The 22,422-nt window shown below is 60.0% G+C and carries 21 protein-coding genes; 8 read left to right on the top strand and 13 right to left on the bottom strand.

What is annotated here, in order from left to right:
• Nucleotides 1–157: 157 nt before the first annotated feature.
• The 5 genes from C2E19_RS23495 to C2E19_RS23470 form a co-directional block, all read right to left on the bottom strand.
• A complete protein-coding gene (locus tag C2E19_RS23495) occupies nt 158–1,258 on the bottom strand; it encodes a DUF1513 domain-containing protein (protein ID WP_129395299.1) in 1,101 nt (366 codons plus the stop codon).
• 14 nt (nt 1,259–1,272) lie between these two features.
• A complete protein-coding gene (locus C2E19_RS23490) occupies nt 1,273–2,337 on the bottom strand; it encodes an imelysin family protein (protein WP_129395298.1) in 1,065 nt (354 codons plus the stop codon).
• A 27-nt stretch (nt 2,338–2,364) separates the two neighbouring features.
• Nucleotides 2,365–3,792, bottom strand: a complete 1,428-nt coding sequence (locus tag C2E19_RS23485; RefSeq protein WP_129395297.1) for a di-heme oxidoredictase family protein — start codon at nt 3,790–3,792, stop codon at nt 2,365–2,367.
• Nucleotides 3,793–4,111: 319 nt separating this feature from the next.
• Complete coding sequence (locus C2E19_RS23475; RefSeq protein ID WP_129395296.1) at nt 4,112–5,458, bottom strand: imelysin family protein; 1,347 nt, start codon at nt 5,456–5,458, stop codon at nt 4,112–4,114.
• Nucleotides 5,459–5,664: 206 nt separating this feature from the next.
• On the bottom strand, nt 5,665–7,716 hold the full coding sequence (locus tag C2E19_RS23470; protein WP_129395295.1) for a bifunctional diguanylate cyclase/phosphodiesterase: 2,052 nt from the start codon (nt 7,714–7,716) through the stop codon (nt 5,665–5,667).
• Nucleotides 7,717–7,862: 146 nt separating this feature from the next.
• Here C2E19_RS23470 and C2E19_RS23465 point away from each other — a divergent pair, with 146 nt between their 5' ends.
• Complete coding sequence (locus C2E19_RS23465) at nt 7,863–8,159, top strand: hypothetical protein (RefSeq protein ID WP_129395294.1); 297 nt, start codon at nt 7,863–7,865, stop codon at nt 8,157–8,159.
• Between the two features lie 12 nt (nt 8,160–8,171).
• Here C2E19_RS23465 and C2E19_RS23460 read toward each other — a convergent pair whose 3' ends face one another.
• The 3 genes from C2E19_RS23460 to C2E19_RS23450 all read right to left on the bottom strand — a co-directional run bounded on the left by C2E19_RS23460 (nt 8,172) and on the right by C2E19_RS23450 (nt 9,955).
• Nucleotides 8,172–8,768 carry a superoxide dismutase gene (locus tag C2E19_RS23460; RefSeq protein ID WP_007918933.1) on the bottom strand — a complete coding sequence of 199 codons (597 nt, stop codon included), beginning with the start codon at nt 8,766–8,768 and terminating at the stop codon, nt 8,172–8,174.
• A gap of 177 nt (nt 8,769–8,945) precedes the next feature.
• On the bottom strand, nt 8,946–9,548 hold the full coding sequence (locus C2E19_RS23455; protein ID WP_129395293.1) for a LysE/ArgO family amino acid transporter: 603 nt from the start codon (nt 9,546–9,548) through the stop codon (nt 8,946–8,948).
• 5 nt (nt 9,549–9,553) lie between these two features.
• On the bottom strand, nt 9,554–9,955 hold the full coding sequence (locus C2E19_RS23450; RefSeq protein ID WP_129395292.1) for an ACT domain-containing protein: 402 nt from the start codon (nt 9,953–9,955) through the stop codon (nt 9,554–9,556).
• Nucleotides 9,956–10,051: 96 nt separating this feature from the next.
• Here C2E19_RS23450 and C2E19_RS23445 point away from each other — a divergent pair, with 96 nt between their 5' ends.
• From C2E19_RS23445 to C2E19_RS23430, 4 genes are all read left to right on the top strand, one after another.
• Entirely contained in the window at nt 10,052–10,951 is a 900-nt protein-coding gene (locus C2E19_RS23445) for a LysR family transcriptional regulator ArgP (RefSeq protein WP_129395291.1), read from the top strand.
• A gap of 96 nt (nt 10,952–11,047) precedes the next feature.
• Nucleotides 11,048–12,040, top strand: a complete 993-nt coding sequence (locus C2E19_RS23440) for an NAD(P)-dependent oxidoreductase (RefSeq protein ID WP_129395290.1) — start codon at nt 11,048–11,050, stop codon at nt 12,038–12,040.
• 126 nt (nt 12,041–12,166) lie between these two features.
• On the top strand, nt 12,167–13,024 hold the full coding sequence (locus C2E19_RS23435; RefSeq protein WP_129395289.1) for an ATPase: 858 nt from the start codon (nt 12,167–12,169) through the stop codon (nt 13,022–13,024).
• Nucleotides 13,025–13,267: 243 nt separating this feature from the next.
• Entirely contained in the window at nt 13,268–14,116 is an 849-nt protein-coding gene (locus tag C2E19_RS23430) for a cache domain-containing protein (protein ID WP_129395288.1), read from the top strand.
• 84 nt (nt 14,117–14,200) lie between these two features.
• Here C2E19_RS23430 and C2E19_RS23425 read toward each other — a convergent pair whose 3' ends face one another.
• Both C2E19_RS23425 and pobA read right to left on the bottom strand, forming a co-directional pair.
• A complete protein-coding gene (locus C2E19_RS23425; RefSeq protein WP_129395287.1) occupies nt 14,201–15,718 on the bottom strand; it encodes an MDR family MFS transporter in 1,518 nt (505 codons plus the stop codon).
• A gap of 79 nt (nt 15,719–15,797) precedes the next feature.
• Nucleotides 15,798–16,991, bottom strand: a complete 1,194-nt coding sequence (gene pobA, locus C2E19_RS23420) for a 4-hydroxybenzoate 3-monooxygenase (protein ID WP_129395286.1) — start codon at nt 16,989–16,991, stop codon at nt 15,798–15,800.
• Nucleotides 16,992–17,168: 177 nt separating this feature from the next.
• Between pobA and C2E19_RS23415 the strand changes: the two genes are divergently transcribed.
• On the top strand, nt 17,169–18,053 hold the full coding sequence (locus C2E19_RS23415; RefSeq protein ID WP_129395285.1) for a helix-turn-helix domain-containing protein: 885 nt from the start codon (nt 17,169–17,171) through the stop codon (nt 18,051–18,053).
• A gap of 132 nt (nt 18,054–18,185) precedes the next feature.
• On the opposite strand, the gene C2E19_RS29045 is transcribed toward C2E19_RS23415, so the two are convergent.
• Together C2E19_RS29045 and C2E19_RS23405 are read right to left on the bottom strand one after the other, a co-directional pair.
• Nucleotides 18,186–18,362: a hypothetical protein gene (locus C2E19_RS29045; RefSeq protein ID WP_164979450.1), complete on the bottom strand. Its 177-nt coding sequence runs from the start codon at nt 18,360–18,362 to the stop codon at nt 18,186–18,188.
• Between the two features lie 219 nt (nt 18,363–18,581).
• The gene (locus C2E19_RS23405; RefSeq protein ID WP_218569989.1) at nt 18,582–19,487 is read right to left on the bottom strand and encodes a LysR family transcriptional regulator; all 906 of its coding nucleotides are present in this window, start codon (nt 19,485–19,487) and stop codon (nt 18,582–18,584) included.
• A 114-nt stretch (nt 19,488–19,601) separates the two neighbouring features.
• Between C2E19_RS23405 and C2E19_RS23400 the strand changes: the two genes are divergently transcribed.
• Together C2E19_RS23400 and C2E19_RS23395 are read left to right on the top strand one after the other, a co-directional pair.
• Nucleotides 19,602–20,480, top strand: coding sequence for an MBL fold metallo-hydrolase (locus tag C2E19_RS23400; RefSeq protein WP_129395284.1), 879 nt, complete (start codon nt 19,602–19,604; stop codon nt 20,478–20,480).
• 262 nt (nt 20,481–20,742) lie between these two features.
• Nucleotides 20,743–21,357, top strand: coding sequence for an NAD(P)-dependent oxidoreductase (locus tag C2E19_RS23395; RefSeq protein WP_129395283.1), 615 nt, complete (start codon nt 20,743–20,745; stop codon nt 21,355–21,357).
• Nucleotides 21,358–21,470: 113 nt separating this feature from the next.
• Here the strand turns inward: C2E19_RS23395 and C2E19_RS23390 are convergent, their stop codons facing one another.
• Nucleotides 21,471–22,352: a LysR substrate-binding domain-containing protein gene (locus C2E19_RS23390; protein ID WP_129395282.1), complete on the bottom strand. Its 882-nt coding sequence runs from the start codon at nt 22,350–22,352 to the stop codon at nt 21,471–21,473.
• Nucleotides 22,353–22,422 lie beyond the last annotated feature (70 nt).

The following is a 22,422-nucleotide window of genomic DNA, read 5'->3' as shown; positions in this document are numbered from 1 at the left end:
GGCGAGGGGATTTATCCCCGTTGGGTGGCGAAGCCGCCCCAAAACCTGCGAACGCGGTCTGTCTGCTAAACCGCGTCGGATGGTTTTGCGACTGCTGCGCAGCCGAACGGGGATAAATCCCCTCGCCACAGGGACGGTGTCAACTTTGACTAGCGGTTCAGGCCATCAGGTGTAGATGGTTGTCCCAGAGCCCCGCCGGCAATTCCAGCGGCTTGGCCAGCAGCTCATCCTGACGGCAATCGTAGTAGCGGCAACGGCCTTGGCCGGACGTCACAACGAAACCGTCCTGCACCGCACCGACACCGGCGCAATCCGGCAACGGCGCATCAAGGCGTACTTCGCCGCTGTCCAGATCCCAGATAAAGAAGCGGTTGCCACGCGGCGCCGTCAGCGCGACCAGGCGCAAATCGCTGTGCACCGCCACACTGGCGGTGTAATGCCCCATCGACTGCAACTGCTGCTCCGGTACCGGGAACGCCACGAATGGTTGCCCCGGACGCTTGATCGCCAGTAACTCCGAGCGCTCATGCGACGCGCCCATGAATTGCTGGCCGGCGACGATGGTGCCGTCGCTGGCGATACCCAGATGGCGCACGCTGTTCATCTGCTGGGCGAGGGTTTCCTTGCTCAGCAACGTACCGTCGCGCTGCATCAGCACCAGACTCGGCTCCATGGCACTGAGGTTCATGTCGACGCGGCTTTCCGCCTCGGTACGAATCCCGCCATTGGCCACCACCAGCGTCTCGCCGTCGGGCATCCACGACACCTGATGCGGGCCGAGGCCGTGGGTGGAAATCTCACCGCTGTGCACCAGCCGCTCGCCTTCGAACTTGTACACGCCGAGCAATCCACGCCCAGGATCGGTCGTGTCGTTCTCGGTGGCGTACAGGTATTCGCCGTCCTTGTGCACCACGGCGTGCCCGTAGAAATGCCGGTTTGGCTGCGAGGTCAGCGTCTGCAGCAACGTGCCGTCGCGCAGATCGATCAGGTAACTCTCGGTACCCGGACGACGCGCGACGAACAGTGCAATCGGCTGCGTCGGGTGGTTGATGATGTCGTGGCAACGCTGGCCGACTTCGGTGGCGAACACGCGCGTGCCGTCCAGCCGATAACCGACGGCGTAGTGCTTGCCGTCGGTGTCGTCGCGCGCCGACAGCAGCAGCGGGGTCTGATCCTTGCGTTTGAACAGCGTCCAGCCGCCCAGCGTCACTGCTCCCAGCAGCGCACTACCTAAAGCCAAAGCCTGGCGTCGCAGCATGGCACTTGCCCTCATCAGTCACCGTCGTTGGCGTTGAAGCCCAGTTGGATACCCAGCGCCTTGGCCAGTTCGCCTTCGTGCAGGCGATGGACGACGTTGAGGCTGTCGTAGATGTCGTTCAGTTGCTGACGACCGGCGTCGTCTTCAAGCATTTCGCCGAGCGAACGCTGAGTGCTGCCGAACAGTTTCAGCGAAGCGGCATAAGCGGCATCGATCTTGTCAGCCAACGGCTTTTGCTCAGCCGGCAACAGACCGCGCAGGCCTTTGTTGTCGACGCCTTCCCACACGGTTTTGGCGGCGGCGAGGCTGGCTTCCAGCGCGGTCAACGAAGACTGGCTGCGCCAGGCATCAGCCTGGAACGGCTGCGGCACGCCCTTGCTCTGGCGGCCCATTGGCGTGCCGAGTTTTTTCTTCAGGGTGTCCAGCGCGGTCACTTGCACACGCAGCAGATCGGCGATCGCTTCGTGGGAATCGGCGTAACGCTGGTTGGGGAACTTGGTCATCTGCGCAAGCATGCCGTCGCTGTTGTTCCAGCTCGCCAGAATCTCTTCGGCGAGTTGCTTCTGACGTTCGCCGATGGCGATCAGCAGAGGGCAGTACTTGGCTTTCTGCTCGGCGTTGGCGACGTCAGGCTTGGCGTCGAAGAGGATGTATTCGTACGCCGACAGGCCTTGCACGACGACGCTCGATTTGGCCAGACCGGCGGCATCGATTTGCGGCTGCGCAACGACCAGTTGCTCGACCTGACGGCCGACGAGGTTTTTCTTGTCCGGCCAGAACTGCACTTGCCACGAGCGGTTGCCTTCAGCGAGCGGCCCGATCAGCAACGGCTGCAGCTCGGCCCAGGCTTTCTGCGCGTGCAGGAAGTCGGCGCGGGCGGTCTCCAGGGTTTCTTTGCCCTGGCAGTAGGCGAGGGCGCTGACCGCCAGTTGCTTGTCGGCCTCGACCCAACGGGTATAGGTCGGCAGGATCACCGATTTGGCGATGGCCGCCGAGGTGACCGCTTGCGGATCCTGCGGCGAGCAGGCGCCGAGGGCGAGCGCGGCAAGGCTGGTGAACAGTAGCTTGGGACGGAACATGTCGGGCTCCCGATTCTTTATCAGTGTTTAAAGTGAGTTCAAAAACGCCAGCAGCGCGGCACGCTGCTCGGCGTTGAAAGCTAAAACCTGCTGCTGCGCGGCTTGTGCTTCGCCGCCGTGCCAGAGCACCGCTTCGAGCAGATTGCGCGCGCGACCGTCATGCAAAAACTGGGTGTGACCGCTGACTGCTTGTGTCAGGCCAATCCCCCACAACGGCGGCGTGCGCCAATCGCGGCCGGAGGCCTGGAATTCCGAGCGGTTGTCGGCCAGACCGTCGCCCATGTCATGCAGCAGCAGATCGCTGTACGGGCGAATCACTTGATTGGCCAGTTCAGGTTCGGCCGCGTTGGCGGCGGTGGTGTATTTGGGTGTGTGACACGAATCGCAGCCGGCCTGGAAAAACAGGTTCTTGCCGGCCAGTACCTGTTCATCGTTGATGCCACGACGTGCAGGTACGGCGAGGTTACGGCTGTAGAACAGCACCAGACGCAAAATGTTATCGCTGACTTCCGGCTCACCGTTCGGGCCATTGCCGTTCGGCGCCTGTTTGCAGGCGATTTGCGCGTCGGTGCAGTCATCGAACGGTCTCAGGCTGGTCGTGAGGCCCATATCACCCGAAAACGCGTGAACATTCTGTTGATTGAGGTTCGGTTGCCCGGCCTTCCAGCCAAATCTGCCCATGACGGTTTTTTGCAATGCGTCATCCCAGACCTGATTGGGGCGACCATTGATACCGTTTTTCGCTTTGGCCTGTGCGGCGGCGTTGGCGAGGATCGCTTCTTCGGGGATCGCTTCGAGCAGGCCGAGGCCAATCATCGGCGGCGCGACGCGTGCGGAAAAACGCGTGTCCGGGTGCATCGGGCCGTAGCCGAGCTGAGTGATCTGCAATACCGGTTTGCGCAGTTCGACTTCACTGCCATCCTTGAACCGTACCGGCACCGGCGTGTAGTCGACGCGCACTTTGCCTTCCGGCGCGACGCCGGGCACGGCCATGTCCTGGAACTGGCCACCGTAGACCGGCTCTGGCACCACGCCGACTTGCTCGATGACTTTGGCAAATTCCGGCGCATCGGGAATCGACAACCGGACCAGCATCGACACCGCGTTGGCCGCATCCGGCGTTGGCGGATGACCGCGTCCGTCCTTGATGTGGCAGTTTTGGCAGGCGTTGGTGTTGAACAACGGGCCGAGGCCATCGCGTGCGGTGGTGGTCGACGGCGCGATCACCCACGGGCTGCGGAAGAAGCTGTTACCGACGCTGAAGTCCACCCGCCGCGACGGTGGCAGGTTCGCCGAGGGCAGCGAGAACGCATTCTGATCAGTCTTGCGCACGGTCGCCGCACCGCCGGAACGCGCTTCACCGGGCTCGGCCTTGGTGAAACGCGGGGCGTCATCGCAGGCACTCAGGCCCAGGGCCAGCAACAGTGCGGACAAGCGAAGAGGCAGCGAGGGCATCAGACATCCTGCGGACGGGCAAAAATAAAGGCGCAAAGTCTAACAGGGCGAGGGGGTTTGAATAAGAGGAATTATCGTTTGCTTGATACAGCGCAAACCTTGAACCCCATGGAAACCCTGTGGGAGCGAGCCTGCTCGCGAAAGCGGTGTCCGACGCGCTGAAAATGTGGCGGCCGATACAGCCTTCGCGAGCAGGCTCGCTCCCACAGGGATGGGTGGTGTACCTGATATCGAACACACCATGGAGCAGGGTTTTGTGTAGGGCAGGTATGAAAAAGGCGACCCGAAGGTCGCCTTTTTTTGAAGCGGATGTACGTGATCAGAACTCGTGATCAGCGTTGTCCGGGTTCAGGTCGCTGATGCCTAGTTTGCCGGCAGCGGCTTCGATCGAACCGGTCTGCTTGACCAAGGATGCGATGGCGTCGCGGACGATCTGGTTGCCAGCGGTGTTGCCCGCAGCGATCAACTGGTCGTAGTGCTCACCCTTGTTGGCGTGATCGACCATGACCTGGATCTTCGCTTCGGTCGCGGCCAGATCGGCTTTCAGTGCGGTGTCGGCAGCCGGATCGGCCTTGGCCACCAGCGACGACAGGCTGGCGCCGGTCATTTTGGTGCCGTCAGTGCGGGTGTACTCGCCCAGATAGACGTTACGAATGCCTTTGGCATCGTAGAAGTGCGAATTGTGCGTGTTGTCGCTAAAGCAATCCTGCTCGTCTTCAGGGGAGTTGGCTTCCAGCGAAACCTTCATGCGCTCGCCCGCCAGTTCGCCCAGCGACAGGCTGCCCATGCCGAAGAGCATTTTGCGCAGACCGGTTTCGCCCGGCTCGGCTTCCAGGGTGGCGCGGTAGTTGTCAGCCACGTTCGGCTTCCAGTTGCCGACCATTTCTTCGAGGTCGCTGACCAGCAGTTGGGTCACGGACTTCAGGTACGCGCGACGACGGTCGTTGTGCCCGCCAGTAGCGCCGGCGCCTTCCAGATAGTCGGAAGCCTGACGGTTGCCAGCGCCCGGGCCGGTGCCGTTGAGGTCTTGGCCCCACAGCAGGAATTCGATGGCGTGGTAGCCGGTGGCGACGTTGGCTTCGGAGCCGCCCAGCTCGTTGAGGCTGGCGAGTTTTTCCGGGGTGATGTCCTTGACGTCGACCTTGTCTTCGCCGACCTGAACTTCGGTGTTGGCGATGATGTTGGCGGTGGCGCCCGGGTTACCCAGTGCGTGCTCGTAGGATTTGTCGACGTAGTCGATCAGACCCTCGTCCAGTGGCCAGGCGTTAACCTGACCTTCCCAATCGTCGATGATGGTGTTGCCGAAGCGGAACACTTCGCTCTGCAGGTACGGAACGCGTGCGGCGACCCAGGCAGCCTTGGCGGCTTTCAGGGTGTCGGCGTTCGGCTTGGCGAGGAAGGCATCGACGGCGGTCTGCAGGGTTTTCGCGGTGGATTCGGCATCGCTGTAGACGGCAAAGACCATGTCGGCGTAATGCGCGACCACAGCCTTGGCGGCGGCTTCGTCGACTTTACCGGCAGCGGCAGGCGCAGCCGCAGGTGCGGTGGTGCTGGCGGCTTGTGTCGGTGCGGCCGGAGCGGCAGCCTTGTCTTTGCCTTCGCCGCAACCGGCGAGGGAAATAGCGATGGCCAGCAGACTGGCGGTAGCCAGAGGCATACGAATCATGGCGAACATCCTGCTTCGGTAGTTGAATGGACAGGCGCGGGGGTGCGCAAAACTGCGACATAATGCAAATCTTTCGCATTATGTGTAAAGGGTTGTGGCTGGAAATATTTCTTATTTACGCAGATCAAAAGATCGCAGCCTGCGGCAGCTCCTACAGGGAGCGCATTACAAATGTAGGAGCTGCCGCAGGCTGCGATCTTTTGCTTTTATAAAATGGCTGCGTTAGTGCGCTGCGCCTGCTTGAGATAAGCACTCAACTCGCGCGCCGGCAGCGGTTTGCTGTAGTGGTAACCCTGACCTTCGTGGCAGCCTTCGGAGATGATGTAGGTCTCCTGCTCGGCTGTCTCCACGCCCTCGGCAATCACCTGCATGCCGAGGCTCTTGCCCAGTTGGATGATCGCGCGAACGATGGTCGCATCGTCGTCGTCATCGAGCAGATCCTGCACGAAGCTCTTATCGATCTTGATCTTGTCCAGCGGCAGGCTTTTCAGATAACTCAGCGACGAATAGCCGGTACCGAAGTCATCGATGGCAATCAGCGCGCCGGAGCGACGCAGGCTCAGCAAGTGCTGGGCGGCGGTGCTGATGTCTTCCATCAGGCCGGTTTCAGTGACTTCCAACTCCAGGCTGCGCGGCGGCAGGCGGTACATCTGCATCAGGTTGTTGACCACCCGTGGCAACTCGGCGTGGTGCAGTTGCACCGTCGACAGGTTGACCGCCATGCGCAGATCGGCAAAGCCCTGATCGTGCCATTCGCGCAATTGCTTGCAGGCCTGATCGAGCACCCATTCGCCGATGGCGATGATCGTGCCGTTTTGTTCCGCCAGCGGGATGAACAGGTCTGGCGGCACCAGACCGTGCTCCGGATGTTGCCAGCGAATCAGCGCTTCGACGCCGACCACGCGGTGGTCGCGATAGCTGATCTGCGGCTGATAGACGAGGTAGAACTGGTCGCGCAACAAGGCATCGCGCAGGTCTTTTTCCAGTTCGCGGCGGCGACGCATCTCGCTGTCGACGCTGGCGATGTAGAACTGATAACGGTTGCGCGAACGGGTCTTGGCCAGGGTCATGGTCTGCTCGGCCTTCTGCAACAGCTTCTCGGTGCTGTCGCCATCCTCCGGGAACAGGGTGATGCCGATGGTCGCGCGCAGGCGGATTTCCTGATGATCGAGGGCGAACGCCGCCTCGAGGTCATCAAGGATGCTTTGCGCCAGTTCCGCCGCTTCGTAGGGTTGTTCGATATCGGCCTGCACCAGCGCGAACTGGTCGCCACCCAGACGGGCGAGGGCGCCGAGACGACCGCTATGCGCGCGCAGGCGATCGGCCAGTGCCAGCAACAGTTGGTCGCCGGTCTGGTAGCTGAACTGTTCGTTGATGCCTTTGAAATCATCCAGCCCCACGCACAACACCGCGACCCGGCGTTGCAGCTTGCCGGCGTCGACCAGAATCTTGTCCAGTTGCTGCTGCAATTGCTGGCGGTTGGGCAGACCGGTGAGGAAATCGTACTGGGCCATGCGCAGCAGGCTGTTTTCCGCTTCGTGGCGCAGATGGGTGTTGCGTTCGATCGATTCGAGCAACTGATTGGCGGTGTTGATCCAGATCCCCAACTCGTTTTTCTCGTGGCCCTTCAGTTGCGGAATCTTGTGTTCGCTGGGCCGGTCCGGATTGATCTCGGTGAGATGCTCGATGATCCGCGACAGCGGTTTGGTCAGCAGCCAGTGATAGACCAGATACAACACCAGGCCCATGGCCAGGGCACGCAGCACGCCGGAGATAAAGATGATCACCGAGCTGACGATAAAGCCTTCGCCATAGGTCGCGGTATCGAGGGTGATGCTCAGGTCGCCGTAATACTCGCTGTACGGGCCGCGCCCCACCAGTTGGGTGGTGAAGGTGCGCTCCTGGCCGAGGATCAGGTCGGTCAGCCAGCGGCTGTTGGAATGCTGCAGATCGCGGGATTTCTGCGCGAGCATGGCTTCGTTGGGATGGCCGATGGAGGCCTGGCGCACGGCGTCGTCCTGGAACAGGCCTTCGATCACCTGCATGCCCATCTCCCGATCGAGGCTGTAAACCGCCTGGGTCGAGGGGTCGCGGAACATGTCGAGGATGCGTTCGGCGTCGCCGGCAACCGCCTGACGGGTTTTATAGGCATCGAAAACAATCTGCGCGCAGCTCAAGACTACGCCGACGATCAATGCCGACAGGAGCACGACCCGGAGCAACTTCACCGACAAGCTGTTCTTGAGTTCCAGCTTCAAAGGGTTATTCCTTAATCCGTGCGGGTAGCGTCAAGTTGCCATGAGTATTGGCAATCCCGTGTTGGCAGTCAAAGGGACAATCAGGCCCAGGATGAATTGCCTGTGGCGTTGGCCGAAATGCTGCTGTCTGGAGTATTAGCCCTAATTTGTACTATGTCGGTAGTTTCGCCCCTCAACTTGAGCGGTTTGCAGCATTTTTTCCTCTTTTTGATGTTAGCCCTCTGTACGGCGGCAGCAAGCCAAGGCAGTGGGAAAAAACCGACCCCAATGCAGGAGCTGCCGAAGGCTGCGATCTTTTGATCTTCGGCGTACTTGAATACGCCAAAGATCGCAGCCTTCGGCAGCTCCTACAGGAAGTCAAAAGCGTTGAGTGTCCGCAGATTTCGGCCGTGCGTATGAATCACAGGCATAAAAAAAACCCGGCCAAAAGCCGGGTTTTTTGACTGGCGCGCAGCTTAAGCGGTGAAGGTTTTGCCTTCGAACTGCTCAGCAACGAACTTCCAGTTGACCAGATTCCAGAACGCTTCGACATACTTCGGACGAACGTTGCGGTAGTCGATGTAGTAAGCGTGTTCCCAGACGTCGCAGGTCAGCAGCGGGGTGTCGCCGCTGGTCAGCGGGTTGCCGGCGCCGATGGTGCTGGCCAGGGCTAGGGAACCGTCAGCCTTTTTCACCAGCCAGCCCCAGCCGGAACCGAAGGTGCCGATCGAGGTTTTGCTGAACTCTTCCTTGAACTTGTCGAACGAACCGAAGGCTGCGTTGATGGCTTCAGCCAGCGCGCCGGTTGGTTGACCGCCGGCGTTTGGCGCCAGGCAGTTCCAGTAGAAAGTGTGGTTCCAGACCTGAGCGGCGTTGTTGAAGATACCGCCCGAGGAAGTCTTGACGATTTCTTCCAGGGTCTTGCCTTCGAACTCGGTGCCTGGCACCAGGTTGTTCAGGTTCACGACGTAGGTGTTGTGGTGCTTGTCGTGGTGGTATTCCAGGGTTTCCTTGGAAATGTGCGGCTGCAGGGCATCGTGTGCGTAAGGCAGCGGCGGCAATTCGAAAGCCATGATGATTCTCCTAATCAGGTCTGTTGCGGTGAGCGCAAGGCCGATCACGGGCGGCCAGAAAATGCACCGGCGAGTTTTTACTCTTTGCGGCGCAGGGTTTCGATCATAGCACCGGGGTTGCGGCATAACCACGCAACAACTGTGTGGGATAGAGGTTCCAGAGCTGTTTGGAATAAATCACGACGCCAATATCAGTTGTCCGGCGACCGTGAACATCATCAGCGCCACCACCAGATCAAGGATCCGCCAGGTACTCGGCCGGGCCAGCCACGGCGCCAACCACGCTGCACCCAATGCCAAGGTGAAAAACCACAACAGCGAAGCACTCGCAGCACCGACCACGTAGGCCCCCGGCACCGATTGCTGCGCGCCGAGTGAACCGATCAGCAACACCGTATCGAGATAAACGTGGGGGTTGAGCAGCGTGACCGCCAAAGCGCTGAGCATCACCGCACGCAGCGAACGCACGGTCTGGTTCTCACCTTGGTTCATGCTCTGTTTCGAACAGGCCCGGCGCAGCGCCTGACTGCCGTACCAGATCAAAAATGTCGCGCCACCCCAACGGGCAATCGCCAGCAGCGTCGGGTTCTGCGCCAGAACCGTCGCCAGGCCGAATACCCCGGCCGCAACCAACAGCGCATCGCAGACCACGCACAGTGCCGCCACTGGCAAATGGTGCTCACGACGCAGGCTTTGCGCCAATACAAAGGCATTCTGCGTACCGATCGCCATGATCAGCCCGAACGCCACCAGCAATCCGTTCACATAGCTTTGCCACATAAGAATTACTCCGCGTTGGCTGCCAGGTCGCGCAGCACTTGCATGGCGCGTTCGGCATCGGCCTGGCCGACGAACAAATGGTCGTGGTAGTAACCGGCGATCACGTTGCAACTGATCCCGGCCTTGCCCAATGCCGTGGCGAATGCAGCAGTGAGGCCAACCGCCTCCAGCGCCGAATGGACGTTGAGGGTGATCCACGCGGCGACATAGTCGAAGCTGAATCCGGCCTGCTCGGCGTGGGCGCGTTCGACAATCACCGTCAGGCCTTCCTGTTCGCGGAAGCTGCCGACAATCTCCAGGCCACTGGGCAACTGGCCGTCGCGCAGGGTGCAGAACACGTATTCGCCGGCATTGAGTTGCGGGCTCATGCTGCGCAACAGGGTTGTGAGTGAGGTTTCGCCAGCCATTGAGGTGTTCCTTGATAAAGAGTGCTTGCTGGCTATTCTCCGGTCGAACGCTGTATAAGAAAAACCAATAGTGCTGATCGCTCATTAGGAAAACTGATGTTCGACTACAAATTACTTTCTGCTCTGGCCGCCGTGGTTGAGCAGGCTGGATTCGAACGTGCCGCGCAGGTGCTGGGTTTGTCGCAATCGGCGATCTCGCAGCGGATCAAATTGCTTGAGGCACGGGTCGGCCAACCGGTGCTGGTGCGCGGCACACCGCCGTCGCCGACCGAGATTGGCCGGCGGCTGCTTAACCATGTGCAGCAGGTGCGATTGCTTGAGCGTGACTTGCAAACGCTGGTGCCAGCGTTGGACGAAGAGGGTGTGCCGGAGCGTTTGCGTATCGCGCTCAACGCCGACAGCCTCGCCACGTGGTGGGCGCAAGCGGTAGGCGGTTTTTGCGCCGAACAGCATTTGTTGCTGGATCTGATCGTCGAAGACCAGACCGTCGGCCTCAAACGCATGCGCGCCGGAGAAGTGGCCGCATGCCTCTGCGCCAGTGAACGGCCGGTGGCCGGCGCGCGCAGTGTGCTGCTCGGCGCGATGCGTTATCGCGCACTGGCCAGTCCGGCGTTCATCGAACGGCATTTCCCGGATGGCGTGCGCGCCGAACAATTGCCGCGTACCCCGGCGCTGGTGTTCGGCCCGGACGACTTCCTCCAGCATCGCTATCTGGCATCGCTGGGTGTCGATGGTGGTTTCGAGCACCACTTATGCCCGTCCTCGGAAGGTTTTATCCGTCTGACTGAAGCCGGACTCGGCTGGGGCCTGGTGCCGGAGCTGCAAGTTCGCGATCAGTTGCAACGCGGGGTGTTGCGCGAGTTGTTGCCAGATAAACCGATCGACGTGCCGTTGTACTGGCATCATTGGCGCAATGGCGGTCAGTTGCTCGGCTTGCTGACCGAGCAATTGGTGCGTTCATCGGCGCAATGGCTAGTGCCTTTAAAACAGCCATAAGCGTCAAGCTGCAAGCGGCAAGTTGTGGGCTTGCGCACCGTTTTTACTTGCAGATGAAGGCTTGATGCTTGCAGCTGCTTTTTGTTGGAGTTTTGCATGAAAATTCTGGTCACCGGCGCAAGCGGCTTCATTGGCGGACGCTTTGCGCGTTTCGCCCTGGAGCAGGGCCTGGACGTGCGGGTCAACGGTCGCCGGGCCGAGAGCGTCGAGCATCTGGTACGCCGTGGTGCCGAATTTGTGCCCGGCGATCTGACCGATCCCGAGTTGGTCCGCGAACTGTGTTCCGACGTCGAAGCTGTGGTGCATTGCGCTGGCGCCGTCGGGCTGTGGGGACGTTATCAGGACTTCCATCAGGGCAACGTGCAGGTCACCGAAAACGTCGTCGAAGCCAGCCTCAAGCAGCGTGTCCGCCGTTTGGTGCACCTGTCGTCGCCATCGATTTACTTCGATGGCCGCGACCATTTGGGCCTGACCGAAGAGCAAGTGCCCAAACGTTTCAAGCATCACTACGCCGCGACCAAGTACCTGGCTGAGCAAAAAGTCTTCGGTGCGCAGGAATTCGGTCTCGAAACCATCGCCCTGCGCCCGCGTTTCGTCACCGGTGCCGGCGACATGAGTATCTTCCCGCGTCTGCTCAACATGCAGCGCAAGGGTCGGCTGGCGATCATCGGCAACGGTCTCAACAAGGTCGATTTCACCAGCGTGCAGAACCTCAACGAAGCCATGCTCAGCAGTCTGCTGGCGGCGGGGTCTGCGCTGGGCAAGGCCTACAACATCAGCAACGGCGCGCCTGTGCCGCTGTGGGATGTGGTCAATTACGTGATGCGCAAGATGGAAGTCCCACAGGTCACCAAGTACCGTTCCTACGGACTGGCCTACAGTGTTGCTGCGCTCAATGAAGGTGCGTGCAAACTCTGGCCGGGCCGGCCAGAGCCGACGCTGTCGCGCTTGGGCATGCAAGTGATGAAAAAAAATTTCACCCTCGACATCAGCCGCGCCCGGCATTATCTGGACTACGATCCAAAAGTCAGCCTGTGGTCGGCGCTGGATGAGTTCTGCGCATGGTGGAAAGCGCAGGACATTCGCTGAAACGCGTTGAAATGAATCGGCCGGCCGGCAATGAACCGCACCGCAGGTTGAGGGTCAATGCCTGCGGCTGCGCCGGTTATACTTCGCAGCATTTAGCCATTACCGCGTTTCACAAAGGTTGCCTCAATGTCCATGCGTAATGATGCCCACGACGATTTCGATGATGTGCCCAGCCTGCGTGCCGACACTTTCGACGACGATGACATTCCGACCACCGCGCGCACTTCCGTGCATTCGCGCACGCCGCCTGTGGTCAAGGTCAAGGCGGCCAGCACCGGACCGCTGTGGGCACTGGTCGGCGCGTTGTTTTTTGCCTTTATCGGTCTGGCCTGGTGGAGTTTCCAGCAGATTTCCCTGATGGAGCAGCAACTGGTGGCGACCCAGGAAAGTTTTGCCCGCATCAGTGAAGAAGCGGCAGGGCGCCTGCAGGATATTTCCGGCAAAGTGGTCGCCAGTCAGAGCAACGTCACCAGCGACAGCGAAGCGTTGAAACTGCAGATCAAACAGCTGGAAGGCAAGTTGCTCGATCAGAGCAAAGAGCAGCAAGGCGTGGCCGGTCAGGCCAGTGATCTCGACAAGCGCCTGGCGCAGATGACCGCGCAGACCACCGAGCAGCAGAACGCCAACAGCCAGTTGCAGGCGCAGGTCAAAGCCTTGAATGCAGAATTGGCGACGCTGAAAAGCACCCCGGCCGATACCAGCAAGGTCGACGCACAGTTGAAGGCTTTCGATGCGCAGTTCAAAAGCCTCGGCGCCGATATCGCGGCGTTGAAGAAGCAAGGTAATCCGAGCGCCGCGATCGATCGGCTGGAGCAGGAAATCGTCGTACTCAAAAGCGAGCAGGACAACCGGCCGGCAGCGCCTCAGGTCGGCGCCGCGAATACCGCTGAGTTTGATGCGTTTCGCGGTCAGATGACCCGCAACCTCAACACCTTGCAGGCGCAGATCCAGAACTTGCAGCAGCAGATCAATTCCCGCCCGTAAACACCAATCTGTCGCCGAGTGGGCTTTTGTGGCGAGGGAGCTTGCTCCCGCTCGGCTGCGCAGCAGCCGCTTCCCCTGAAAGTATGCAAGGGAGCGCTTCGCACTCCAGCGGGAGCAAGCTCCCTCGCCACAGGGAAGCGATTAGCCATAGGGGTTTGAAATCCCCTGCATCATTCTGAATATCCATACATCACCCCAAGCCGTCTACGCTCTTGAAACACCAACAAGAACGAGGGATGCGTCATGGGGTTTGTGCATAAATTCGCCTGTCTCTGTTTGCTGTTATTGGCCGGTTTCGGCCAGGCCAGCGCCGCGACCGCCGCCAAGGATGACAGCCAGGCCGCCATCGCTTTGCTGGAAAAGGCCTTGGCCTATTACCACGACAATGGCGACAAGGCGTTCGCCGCGTTCAGCCGCCAGGGCGAGTTTGTCGACAAGGATCGCTATGTATTCGTGGTCGACACCAAAGGCGTGATGCTCGCCAGCGGCGGGCCGTCGTCAGCGCTGATCGGGCGGGATGTCAGCGAAGTGCTCGGGCCGGACTTGCAGAAGGCGTTCAAGCAGGCGTTGCTGGTGCCTGAAGGCAACGGCATCCAGCAAGCCGAATACCGTTGGCAGAACCAGGCGGACGGCAAGGTCGAACGCAAGCATGTGTTTTATCAGCGCATCGGCCAGCGCATTCTGGCGGTCGGTTACTACTTGCCGCGCGCGTCGGCCGAGCAGGCCAAAGCCCTGCTGGATAAAGCGGCAGCTGATCTGGGTAAAGACGAGAAGGGCACGCTGACAGCGATCAATTCGCTCAAGGGCGGCTATTTGCAGGATGACTTGTATGTCTTCGTGGTCGACCTGACCACGCAGCGCTACGTTGCCCACGGCACCAACCTGCGGCTGGTCAATACCGATTTCGGCAAGGTCAGGGATCCGGAGGGCAAACCGGTCGGCGAGCCGATTCTGGCGCTGATCGGCAAGCAGGATGACGGTGAATACGAGTACCGCTGGAAGAACCCGGTGACCGGCAAAGTCGAGGACAAACATGCCTATCTGAAAAAGGCCGGGCATTTCCTCGTGGCCGTCGGTTACTACAGCCCTTGAAGATCAGAAGATCGCAGCCTGCGGCAGCTCCTACATGATTGTTCCCCCTGTAGGAGCTGCCGCAGGCTGCGATCTTTTGCTGTTTTATTTGGCGCCGTGCTCGCGGCCGCGCAGCAGGCTGTTGGGCATCGCAATCGCCGCCGCCAGCCCGAGCAAAGACACCGCCGCACTCACCCACAACAAATGCCGGAACGTTACCAGCAACTCCGCGCGCAAGGCATTCTGTGCATCCCCCGGAGCGGCGTTCAGGCCATCGAGCAAGACGTTGCCCGAATGCCCCTCGCTGATCAGCGAACTGCTCGCCAGGTGCGCGAAAGTGGAATCCTGCAGCAACGCCAGCAACAGCGCCGACATCAACGCCACACCCACCGCGCCGCCCAGCGAGCGGAACAGGTTGGTGGTGCTGGTGGCTACGCCGATGTCGCGTTGTTCCACCGAATTTTGCGTGCCGACCAGCGACGTCGGAAACTGCATGCCGCTGGAAATGCCGCAAAGCAGCATGAACAAACCGCTGATCACGGTCGCCTCGGGCGGGCTGAACGCCATGCCAAGAATCGACATCGGCATGAGCATCGCGCCGGTCAGAATCTGCGGTTTGTAGCGCCCGGTGATCGACGTGCGACGCCCGGCGAAATAGGCACCGATCGGCAGCCCCATTGCCAACGGCAGCAAATGCAATGCTGCGCTATCAGCCCCGGCGCCGGTGACGCTCTGAAAGCGCAACGGCATCAGCACAATCAAGGAGATCGCCTGGAAACTGGTGAAGAAAATCGTGCACCAGCACAGCAAGGCGTTGCGGTTGGCGAACAGGTGCATCGGCAGCAACGGCTCCCGCGCCCGCCGCTCGTGCCAGACAAACATCGCCAGCACGACTACCGCACAAGCGAACAGGCCAAGCACTTCGCTGCTGCGCCAGGCATGACCCTGACCGACCTGAGTGATGCCCAATAGCAGCGCGGTCAGGCCGATGATCATCAACAGCGTGCCGAGGTAGTCGATGATCGGTTTGCGTTGCGGAATCGGTAGCCCGCGCAGATTGCGCCGCGCCACCCAGTAGGCGCCAAGGCCCAGTGGCAGGTTAATCAGAAACACCCAGCGCCACGACAGGTATTCGGTCATGTAGCCGCCAAGCACCGGGCCGGCGACGCTGGCCACCGCGTACATGCTGCTGAAGTAACCCTGGTAACGTCCGCGTTCGCGCGGCGGGACGATGTCGCCGATGATCGCCTGACTCACCGAAATCATCCCGCCGGCGCCGATACCCTGAAGGATCCGCGCCAGCACCAGTTGCTCCATGCTTTGCGCCATGCCGCAGAACAGCGAGGCGAGGGTGAACAGGCCCATGCCGAACAGCATCAATTTGCGCCGCCCGTACAAATCACCCAGCTTGCCGTAGATCGGCACGGCCACGGTCATCGCGACCATGTAGCCGGAAATCACCCAGGCCAGCAGGCTGACGTCCTTGAACTGGGCGGAGATGGCCGGCATCGACACCGCGACGATGGTCTGGTCGAGAGCACCCAGAAAGATCGCCATCATCAAGGCAACGAGAACGCTGCGAATGGCCGGTTTGGGCGTTTCGGGGTGATTGAGATTGGTCACGGACAGAACCTGCGGGCAGTTGAGGTCCCGCAGATCGTCAGGCGAGCGGGGATGCTCGCCAGTGTAAGTCGGTAGGAAGCTATTCGATAGCCTCATAAGGAAGTCCGACGTAATTTTCTGCAATGGTTTTTCGTCCCGCTTCTGAACTGACAAAGTAGTCCAGTTCCGAGGCGCTGATGCGCTGGCTGAAGTCATCGTGGTCGTCGAAACGATGCAGCATCGAAGTCATCCACCAGGAAAACCGCTCGGCCTTCCACACTCGGCGCAGACAGATTTGCGAATACTTATCGAGCAGATCAGTGCGACCGTCGCGGTAAACCTTCAGCAGAATATTGAACAGTGTGCTGACATCGCTGGCGGCGAGGTTCAAGCCTTTGGCGCCGGTTGGCGGGACGATATGCGCGGCGTCGCCGACCAGAAACATCCGCCCGTATTGCATTGGCTCGACGACAAAACTACGCAGCGGCGCGATGCTTTTTTCAATTGACGGGCCGCTGACCAGTTTCTCCGCGAGAGGCGCAGGCAGGCGGCTTTTCAGTTCGTCCCAGAAGCGCTGGTCGCTCCAGTCTTCGACGTTTTCATCGGCCGGCACTTGCAGGTAATAGCGCGTGCGTGTCGCCGAACGCATGCTGCACAAAGCGAAACCGCGCTCATGGCGGGCATAGACCAATTCGTCATGCACTGGCGGTGTGTCGGCAAGAATGCCCAGCCAGCCAAATGGATAAACCCGCTCGAAGATCTTCAAACATTCAGGCGGAATCGACTGCCGGGCCACACCGTGGAAACCGTCGCAACCGGCGATGTAATCGCAATCGACACGCCAGGTTTCACCGTCCTTTTCGAAGGTGACGAAGGCTTCGTCGCTTTTCATGCCGTGGGGAACGACATTGCTCGCCTGGTAAATCGTCGCGGCTCCCGCCTCCCGACGAGCGGCCATCAGGTCCCGGGTGACTTCGGTCTGGCCATAGATCATCACGGTCTTGCCGCCCGTCAGTGCCTGCAGATCGATATGCACCTGACGTCCGTCCAGCGCCAGATCGAAGCCTCCGTGAACCAGACCTTCGGCGTCCATCCGCTGACTCACGCCGGCCTGACGCAACAGCTCTACCATGCCTTGTTCAAGGACGCCGGCGCGGATGCGGCCGAGGACATAATCAGGCGTCTGACGTTCGAGGATCAGGGTGTCGATGCCGGCGTTGTGCAGCAATTGACCGAGGAGCAAACCGGACGGACCGGCGCCGATGATGACGAGTTGGGTTTTCAGGGTTTTCATTGTTTTTATGACTCGCAAGCTTCACGCGGCAAATGCCGGCGAATGTTTTTTATGGATCGAGTGCTTGCATTTTTCCCTTGCGGGTCTGTCAATTGAAGGTGAAAACTGAGCCGATACCTGTACATTCTGCCAATCGGTGCGATTATCGCCCCACAACCCCGAGGCTGGATTGAAGTGATGAACAAGCCTGAGCTGTCCTCGATTCCGGTGTTCAAGCTCTACGGTGAAAGCCTGGACTGGCCGACCCCTGACTTGCTGCACTGTGAAACCATTTCCTCACGCAGCCGCGAACATCATTGGGAAATCAAACCCCACCGCCACGCCGATTTGTGCCAGTTGCTCTTCGTCTTCAAAGGTCAGGCAGAGCTTGAGATCGAAGGTCAGCGCACGCAACTCGATACTCCCGCCATTCAGGTCCTGCCACCGCTGTCGGTGCATGGCTTTCGTTTTTCCGAGGACGTCGAAGGCTTCATCGTCACCCTGGCCACGCCATTGATCAGTCACTTGCAGGCGCAATTGGGTGATTCGGTGCAGGCACTGGCCTGCGCGGACAGCTACCCGGCCGGCCACGACGGCGATTATCTCAACAGTCTGTTTTCGGCGTTGCAGGCCGAGTACAACGGCCATCAACCGGCGCGGGAAATGCTCATGCATTCGCTGGTCAGCGTGATCATGGTCTGGGTCAGCCGCCAGGCGATCGTCCGCCACAAAGCCAGCCAGCGGCCGCAACGTCAGCGCGAATACCTCAATGGCTTCATTCAGTTGGTCGAGGAGACTTATCGCCAACACGTCAAGGTCGAAGACCTGGCGCATCGCCTGGGGATTTCGGTGTCGCACCTCAACGGCACGTGCCGTGAGCTGGCCGGGCAACCGGCGTTGCAGATCATGCACGAGCGGCAGTTGCTGGAAGCCAAGCGTTTGCTGACGTACACCAGCATGACGATTTACGAGATGTCGGAATTGTTGGGGTTTTCCGATCCGACCAACTTCACGCGCCTGTTCCGCCGCAGGGTCGGGATCTCACCAAAAGCCTTCCGCGATCGCTTGAAGACCGAACAGTAGCCCGAAAACACCACACCCCCCTGTGGGAGCGGGCTTGCTCGCGAAGGCGTCCTGACAGCCGACATCAAGGTTGAATGACACACCGCTTTCGCGAGCAAGCCCGCTCCCACAGGTTATTGGTCAGCCTCAAGGTCAGCGCAGTGCGTTCAGCGAAGCATTGTGCGGAATGCAGCGCTCGAAATTGCAGCTCGCGTATTCACGCGGCAACTGGCGCAGTTGCTCGACCCGCCAGGCAGCGGTGCCGTACAGCGCCAGCGTGGCGGCGCAGGTGATGAAAATCGCGAAGTACCTTCTTGTTTTGATGTTCATGGCGTTCACCTCTGAACGAAATACCCTGCGGTATTACTTTCAGCATAGGTCAGCGGCGGAGAGTTGCCAGCCAGTACGTTCGAGGTTGTAACCCGCCATTCAGCATATTGATAAACCCTGTGGCAGCGGGCTTGCTCGCGAAGGCATCCTGTCAGCCGACATCATTGCTGAATGACAAACCGCATTCGCGAGCAAGCCCGCTCCCACAGGTGATCGGGTTTACAAATCAACATCCCATTGCGGGTTCTCGGGAAACCGCTGCACCAGAAAATCCAGCATGCTGCGCAGCGCCGCCGGCATGTGCTTGCGCGAGGCGTATACCGCGTAGATGTTCATTTGCCGTGGCTCGGCATGAGGCAGCAGTCGGATCAGTTCACCGTTGTGAATATGCCCCCCGGCCTGATAAGTCGGCAGCATCGCCACCCCCGCGCCGGCCAGCGTTGCGCGCAACAATGTACTGGCCTCGTTGGCGCTGATATTGCCCTGCACCGGCACCGATACCGGTTCGCCATCCTCTTCGAAATGCCACAGGCTCTTGCCGAAATACGAGTGGGTCAGGCAGTTATGCCGGCTGAGGTCTTCGACCCGCTGCGGCGGCGGGTTGTCGCGTAGATATTCCGGGGCCGCACACACCACCGAGCGACACACGGTCAAGCGCCGCGCGATCAGGTTTGGATCGAGATCATTGCTGGTGCGAATCGCCAGATCGATGCGCTCATCGACCAGATTCACCGTGCGATCGAGCATTTGCAGATCGATGCTCACACCCGGATAGCGTTTTACATACGCGGCCATCGCGTCGGCCAATTGCGCCTGGCCGAACGAAGTGCTGACGCTGATTCGCAGCAGGCCGCGCGGCGCATCGTGCGGTTCGCTGACGGCGGCCTGCATGTCGCTCGACAGTTCGATCATCTGCCGACAACGCGGCAGAATTTCACTGCCGGCGGCGGTCAGGCTCAACTTGCGCGTGGTGCGGTGCATCAGCCGTGCGCCGACCCAGTCTTCCAGCTCCGCCAGATAACGCGACACCACCGGCCGTGACAGGTCGAGATGATCGGCGGCCGCCGACTGGCTGCCCAGATCCACCACGGTGACAAACACCCGCATTGCTTGGAGACGATCCATGATTTGCCCGCTTTCAGAAACAAACTATGTTCAAGCATCGCATTTTTTGTACTGAGTCAGGCAACTAAGCTCTGTCCCATCGCCAAACACGGCATTCGGACACTGGAGCAACACATGATCGGCGTCACCCCATTCAAACGCATTCTGCTCGCCATCACTGCACTGGGTTTTACAGCCCACGCTGCCGCTGCCAATCTGACCCTCGATGTCTACAATCCGGGCACTAACGCCATCTTCCCGGTGACTTCGGTCCTGGTCAGCGGTGAAAAAGATGCGGTGCTGGTCGACGCACAATTCGGCAAGTCCCAGGCTGAGCAGGTCGTGGAAAAGATCCGCGCCAGCGGCAAGCACCTGACCACCATCTACATCAGCCACGGTGACCCGGATTACTACTTCGGCCTCGACACCCTGACCAAAGCTTTCCCGGACGCCAAGGTATTGGCCTCGCAGCCGACCGTCGATCACATCAACAAAACCGTTGCCGGCAAACTGGCGTTCTGGGGGCCGAAAATGGGCACCGATGTACCGGCAAAAACCATCGTGCCGGGTGTGCTCAAGGGCGACAGCCTGATGCTCGAAGGGCAGAAATTGCAGGTGGTCGGTCTTGAAGGCAAACAACCGGATCGCAGTTTCGTGTGGATTCCGTCGCTCAAAGCCGTGGTCGGCGGCGTAGTGGTTGCCGAGAATATTCACGTGTGGATGGCCGATACCCAGACCGCGCAATCCCACGCTGATTGGCTGGAGACCCTGCACTCGATCGAAACCCTGAAACCGAACACCGTGGTGCCGGGTCACTATCTGGGTGATAGCCGCCGTTCGCTGGCCAGCGTGAAATTCACCGCCGACTACATTAAGGCATTCGACGAAGAAACCGCGAAGGCCAAAGACTCCACCGCCCTGATCGCCGCGATGAAAAAGCGCTACCCGAAACTGGGTGAAGAAAGCTCGCTGGAACTGAGCGCGAAAGTCGCCAAGGGTGAGATGAAGTGGTAACCCGCTCTATCTGAATACTGAGGTCTCAAGGATTGCTGATTGCCTTTGTGGCGAGGGGATTTAGCGAATCGTCGCACCGCCCCGATCGGCTGCGCAGCAGTCGCAAATCCTGAGAATGCGGTTTCACAGGAAAAAGCAGGGGAGCGCTTCGCACTCCATCGGGGATAAATCCCCTCGCCACAAAGTTTCCTCAGCACAGGGAATATCTTCACTCAATAGATATGTGCCTCATTTGAAACACTCAAGCCAACTGGAGAACGTCATGAGCAAGATCGCAATCATTGGTGCCACCGGCCGTGCCGGTAGCCAACTGCTGGAAGAAGCCCTGCGTCGCGGTCACAGCGTTACCGCCATCGCTCGCGGTACCTCGAAGATCGGCGCGCGTGCCGGTGTAGTCAGCAAGAATGTCGACGTGCTCGATTCGGCGGCATTGCAGGAAGCGGTGGCCGGTCACGACGTGGTGATCACCGCCGCGCATTTCGCCACGGTGCCGGCGTCGGCGATTGTCGGGCCGGTGAAGCAGGCCGGGGTCAAGCGTTTGCTGGTGGTCGGCGGTGCCGGTTCGTTGTTGCTGCCGGACGACACCCGAGTGATCGACAGCGCCGGTTTCCCGGCCGAGTACAAAACCGAGGCCAATGCCGGTGCGGCGTTTCTTGATGCATTGCGTCAGGAGAAAGAACTGGACTGGACGTTTTTGTCGCCATCGGCAGAGTTCGTTGAGGGTGAGCGCACTGGCACATTTCGCGTCGGCCAGGAGCACTTGCTGGTGAGCGCAGAAGGCCGTAGCTGGATCACCTTTGCCGACTACGCGATCGCGCTGATCGACGAGGTGGAAACACCAAAGCACTCACGCCAACGCTACACCGTCGGCTACTGATACATCCCGTGTAGGAGCTGCCGCAGGCTGCGATCTTTTGATCATGGTTTTTTAGAATCAAAAACAAGATCAAAAGATCGCAGCCTGCGGCAGCTCCTACAGGGGATTTGTGTTCAGCGGGTGTGGGCTTGTTCTGTGAGCCAGATCATTAGTTCTTCGAGCGGTGGCGACGGCTTGGTTCCTGGTGGTAACACCACGTAGTACGCCAATCCCGTTTTCACTTTCAAATCAAACGGCATCACCAGCCGTCCGGCGCGCAAGTCGTCGCCGATCAACGACCAGTCCCCAATCGCCACGCCCGTCCCGTGCGACGCCATCGACATCGCCTGATCCAGCGTTTCGAAATGCTGGCCGCTGCTGATGTTGTCCAGTTGCAGCCGCGCGGCGTTCAGCCACACCGACCAATCCTGAATATCGTGCGTCGGGTGCAGCAGCAGATGCTGTTGCAGATCCGCCGGAGCATTCAGTGCCGGTGAACCCTTGAGCAACAGCGGCGAGCACACTGGCGTCAGTTGTTCATCGAACAGGTGCAAGGCGCCCGGCGAGTTGTCCGGTGGCGGGCCGTAAATTACCGCTGCGTCGAATTGCTCACGCTGAAAATCCACGCCGTGTTGCAGCGACGCCGTGAGTTTCACCGGCACGTCCGGGCGTTCCTTCTGCCACTGAAGCAAGCGCGGCAACAGCCAGCGCATCACGCAGCTGGGTGCCTTGAGTTGCAGGGTTTGACGTTGCAGGCCGATCTGTTCGCTCGCTTCGCTGATCAATCCGAAGACTTTTTCCACGCGCGGTAGCCATTCACGTCCTTCAGCGGTCAGCGCCAGGCCGCGGGCCAGACGGATGAACAGCGGATAACCGAGATGTTCTTCAAGTCCGGCGATCTGCCGGCTCACCGCGCCTTGGGTGATATGCAACTGCTCAGCGGCACGGGTGAAGTTGCAGCACTGCGCAGTGATCAGAAATGTGTGCAGGGCGGGCAGGGGAGGCAGGCGCTTCATGGGGATCCAAGGTATGACGTGAGGGCATGGCTAGTATGACTTTTAATCGATTGTTGCGGCTACCTGCCGA

The sequence above is a fragment of the Pseudomonas sp. DTU12.3 genome, from assembly GCF_004124275.1.
Lineage (GTDB): Bacteria > Pseudomonadota > Gammaproteobacteria > Pseudomonadales > Pseudomonadaceae > Aquipseudomonas > Aquipseudomonas helmanticensis.
Note: the sequence above shows the minus strand (reverse complement) of the source record. Positions and strands in the feature narration are given on the sequence as shown.

Bases quoted from the DNA above. Each gene is read 5' to 3' on its own strand.
- C2E19_RS23390 (WP_129395282.1), bottom strand. From the start codon at position 22,352: ATGAAGCGCCTGCCTCCCCTGCCCGCCCTGCACACATTTCTGATCACT.
- C2E19_RS23450 (WP_129395292.1), bottom strand. From the start codon at position 9,955: ATGGCTGGCGAAACCTCACTCACAACCCTGTTGCGCAGCATGAGCCCG.
- C2E19_RS23415 (WP_129395285.1), top strand. From the start codon at position 17,169: ATGAACAAGCCTGAGCTGTCCTCGATTCCGGTGTTCAAGCTCTACGGT.
- C2E19_RS23460 (WP_007918933.1), bottom strand. From the start codon at position 8,768: ATGGCTTTCGAATTGCCGCCGCTGCCTTACGCACACGATGCCCTGCAG.
- C2E19_RS23395 (WP_129395283.1), top strand. From the start codon at position 20,743: ATGAGCAAGATCGCAATCATTGGTGCCACCGGCCGTGCCGGTAGCCAA.
- C2E19_RS23490 (WP_129395298.1), bottom strand. From the start codon at position 2,337: ATGTTCCGTCCCAAGCTACTGTTCACCAGCCTTGCCGCGCTCGCCCTC.
- C2E19_RS23400 (WP_129395284.1), top strand. From the start codon at position 19,602: ATGATCGGCGTCACCCCATTCAAACGCATTCTGCTCGCCATCACTGCA.
- C2E19_RS23455 (WP_129395293.1), bottom strand. From the start codon at position 9,548: ATGTGGCAAAGCTATGTGAACGGATTGCTGGTGGCGTTCGGGCTGATC.
- pobA (WP_129395286.1), bottom strand. From the start codon at position 16,991: ATGAAAACCCTGAAAACCCAACTCGTCATCATCGGCGCCGGTCCGTCC.
- C2E19_RS23405 (WP_218569989.1), bottom strand. From the start codon at position 19,487: ATGGATCGTCTCCAAGCAATGCGGGTGTTTGTCACCGTGGTGGATCTG.
- C2E19_RS23435 (WP_129395289.1), top strand. From the start codon at position 12,167: ATGTCCATGCGTAATGATGCCCACGACGATTTCGATGATGTGCCCAGC.
- C2E19_RS23445 (WP_129395291.1), top strand. From the start codon at position 10,052: ATGTTCGACTACAAATTACTTTCTGCTCTGGCCGCCGTGGTTGAGCAG.
- C2E19_RS29045 (WP_164979450.1), bottom strand. From the start codon at position 18,362: ATGAACATCAAAACAAGAAGGTACTTCGCGATTTTCATCACCTGCGCC.
- C2E19_RS23475 (WP_129395296.1), bottom strand. From the start codon at position 5,458: ATGATTCGTATGCCTCTGGCTACCGCCAGTCTGCTGGCCATCGCTATT.
- C2E19_RS23485 (WP_129395297.1), bottom strand. From the start codon at position 3,792: ATGCCCTCGCTGCCTCTTCGCTTGTCCGCACTGTTGCTGGCCCTGGGC.
- C2E19_RS23440 (WP_129395290.1), top strand. From the start codon at position 11,048: ATGAAAATTCTGGTCACCGGCGCAAGCGGCTTCATTGGCGGACGCTTT.
- C2E19_RS23495 (WP_129395299.1), bottom strand. From the start codon at position 1,258: ATGCTGCGACGCCAGGCTTTGGCTTTAGGTAGTGCGCTGCTGGGAGCA.
- C2E19_RS23430 (WP_129395288.1), top strand. From the start codon at position 13,268: ATGGGGTTTGTGCATAAATTCGCCTGTCTCTGTTTGCTGTTATTGGCC.